The following is a 3306-nucleotide window of genomic DNA, read 5'->3' on the forward strand; positions in this document are numbered from 1 at the left end:
GGCCGAGCAGGGCCAGGTCGCGGGCGCCGATCCGCCAGCGCGGGCCGATCAGGAGGCGGACCAGGGCGGCGTTGGCGCCGGGGTCCTGGAGCACCTCGCAGACCGAGACCAGGTCGGCGACCTCGGGGAGGTGCAGGAGGCCCGAAAGGCCGACCACCTCCACGGGGACGTCCCGGGCGACGAGGACCGCCTGGATGCTCGCGAAGTCGGCGGCCGAGCGGCAGAGGACCGCGATCTCGCCCGGCGCGGTGCCGGTGCGCACCAGGTGCGCGACGGAGTCGCCGAGCCACTCCAGCTCCTCGGCGTGCGTGGGCAGCAGGGCGCAGCGGACCAGGCCGTCGCGCTCGGCGCCGGGGGCGGGGCGCAGGGCCTCGACGCCCTCGTGCATGGCGCGCAGCGGGGCGGCGAGGCCGTTGGCGAGGTCCAGCAGGCGGCCGCCGCTGCGCCGGTTCTCGCTGAGGGACAGGCGGGTCGCCGGGGTGCCGTCGGCGTGCGGGAAGTGCTCCGGGAAGTCGTCCAGGTTCGCGACGGACGCACCGCGCCAGCCGTAGATGGCCTGGCAGGGGTCGCCGACGGCGGTCACCGCGTGCCCCGTGCCTCCCCCTCGGACTCCGTCCTGGGAGGACCCCGAGCCGAAGAGGCCGGACAGCAGGAGCCGCTGGGCGACGGAGGTGTCCTGGTACTCGTCGAGGAGGACGACGCGGAACTCCTCGCGCAGCAGGGCGCCGACCTCCGGGCGGGTGGTGGCCAGCCGCGCGGAGAGGGCTATCTGGTCACCGAAGTCGAACAGGTCGCGGGAGCGCTTGGCCTCGCGGTAGCGGACGACGAGTTCCAGCAGTTCGAGACGGCCGCGGACGGCCTCGGGGACCTTGCGGAGGTCCTCGTTGGTGAGCCTGGTGTCCGCGAGCACGCCGAGGAGTTCCGTGTCGTACGCGCGCAGCTCCGCCGGTTCGACCAGGTGCTCGGAGAGTTCCCCGTCGAGCGCGAGGAGGTCGCTGACCAGGTCGGGGACGGACTTGGTGAGGGCGGGGTAGGGGCCGGGGGCCTCCCGGAGCACCTTCGCGGCGAGCTGGAAGCGGGTGGCGTCGGCGAGGAGGCGGGCGCTGGGTTCCAGGCCGATGCGCAGGCCGTGGTCCTTGAGGAGCTGGCCGGCGAAGGCGTGGTACGTGGAGATGCGGGGCTCGCCGCCGGCCGCCGCATCGGGGCCGGCGCCCGGGGCGGGGGAAGGGTCCGGGTCGGTGATGCCGGCCCGGGCGAGGGCTTTGCGTACGCGTTCGGCCAGCTCCCCGGCGGCCTTGTTGGTGAAGGTCAGGCCGAGGACCTGTTCGGGGGCGACGGCGCCGGTCCCGACGAGCCAGACGACGCGGGCGGCCATCACGGTGGTCTTGCCGGAGCCGGCGCCCGCGACGATGACCTGGGGGGCGGGCGGGGCGGTGACGCAGGCCAGCTGTTCGGGCGTGAAGGGGATCCCGAGGAGCTCCTTGAGCTGCTCGGGATCGTCGAGGACGGGGGCGCGCCCGGACACGTACGCGGTCACCTCAAAAGGCTAGCCGCCCCCGCCGACACTCCCGGCCGCCGTCTCATTCCACGGTCTGGCGGCCCTCGGGGAGGGCGCTGCAGGAGCTGCGGAAGGAGCAGCGCTTGCAGTGTTCACCGGTGGCGGGTGCGAAGCGTTCGTCGAGGACCCGGCCCGCGGCGGTGGCCAGGAGGTCGCCGACCCACTCGCCGGAGCTTCCGGGGGACAGCGCTTCCTGCGCCTGGACCTTCGGGACCCCCTCGCCGCCGTCGCGCTTGGCGGCGCCCTGGCGGAGCTGGACGAGCTCGGCGCCGCCGGGTTCGGGGCGCCGGCCGTCGAAGACCTCGTCGACGGCGCCCTCGCGGACGGCGAGCTGGTAGACGGCGAGCTGGGGGTGGCGGGCGACCTCGTCGCGGGTGGGGGCGCCCTTGCCGGTCTTGAAGTCGACGACGTAGGCGCGGCCCTGCGGGTCGGCCTCGACGCGGTCCATGGAGCCGCGGATGCGGACGGCGTACTCGCCGGCGTCGAGGGTGACGTCGAAGTCGTGCTCGGTGGCGACGGCGGTGCGGCCGCCGCGGTCGGTGGTGTGCCAGCGCAGGAAGCGTTCCAGGGCGGCGCGGGCGTTGTCCTTCTCCTGGCGGGACTTCCAGGGGGCGTCGAAGGCGAGGGCGTCCCAGACGGAGTCGAGGCGCTCCATGAGGACGGCCAGGTCGGCGGGGGTGCGGCCGGAGGCGACCTCGTCGGCGAGGACGTGGACGACGTTGCCGAAGCCCTGGGCGGCGGTGGAGGGGGCGTCGGCCTTGACCTCGCGGCCCAGGAACCACTGGAGGGAGCAGGTGTTGGCGAGCTGGTCGAGGGCGCTGCCGGAGAGGGTGACGGGCCGGTCCCGGTCGCGGAGGGGGACGGTGGAGGCGGTGGGCTCGTACAGGCCCCACCAGCGCTGCGGGTGCGCGGCGGGGACCAGGGGGCGGTCCTCGTCGTCGGTGAGCGCGGCGAGGCGGGCCAGGCGCCGGGCGGCGGCGTCGCGCAGGGCGGGCGAGGCGTCGGGGTCGACGGTGGTGGCGCGGAGCTCGGCGACGAGCGCGGGGACGGCGAGGGGGCGGCGGGGCCGGCCGGTGACGTCCTTCGGCTCGACGCCGAGTTCGGTGAGGAAGCGGGAGGGCTGGTCGCCGTCCTCGGCGGGGGCCTTGACGGCGGTGACGACGAGGCGGTGGCGGGCGCGGGTGGCGGCGACGTAGAACAGCCGGCGCTCCTCGGCGAGGAGGGCGCCGGGGGTGAGGGGTTCGGCGAGGCCGTCGCGGCCGATGCGGTCGGCTTCGAGGAGGGAGCCGCGGCGGCGCAGGTCGGGCCAGATCCCCTCCTGGACGCCGGCGACGACGACGAGGCCCCACTCCAGGCCCTTGGAGCGGTGGGCGGTCATGAGGCGTACGGCGTCGGAGCGGACCGTCCTGCCGGCGAGGGTGTCGGCGGCGATGTCCTCGGCCTCCAGCTGTTCGAGGAAGTTGAGGGCGCCGCGGCCGCCGGTGCGTTCCTCCGCGCGGGCGGCGTTGTCGAAGAGGGCGCAGACGGCGTCGAGGTCCCGGTCGGCGTTGCGGCCGGCGGGGCCGCCGCGGCGGGCCTGGCGTTCGAGGCGCTGCGGCCAGGGGGTGCCGTCCCAGAGGGCCCAGAGGGCCTCTTCGGCGGTGCCGCCGCCCTGGAGGAGCTCGCGGGTCTTGCGCAGGAGCAGGCCGAGGCGCTGCGCGCCGCGGGCGTACGCGGGGTCGTGCGCGGTGAGGCGCTCGGGCTCGGCG

Annotated in this window: 2 protein-coding genes; both read right to left on the reverse strand. The window is 76.0% G+C overall.

All coding sequences use genetic code 11. From position 1 onward, the window contains the following. Positions 1 to 1537 (reverse strand): ATP-dependent helicase (locus tag VR44_RS37730; protein WP_245692833.1); only part of this gene is annotated, 1537 nt, incomplete at its 3' end. A gap of 43 nt (positions 1538 to 1580) precedes the next feature. Next, positions 1581 to 3306, reverse strand: a 1726-nt coding sequence (locus VR44_RS37735; protein ID WP_045952189.1) for a PD-(D/E)XK nuclease family protein, incomplete at its 5' end; no start/stop codon positions are given.

The organism is Streptomyces katrae, assembly GCF_000966975.1.
Classification (GTDB): domain Bacteria; phylum Actinomycetota; class Actinomycetes; order Streptomycetales; family Streptomycetaceae; genus Streptomyces; species Streptomyces katrae.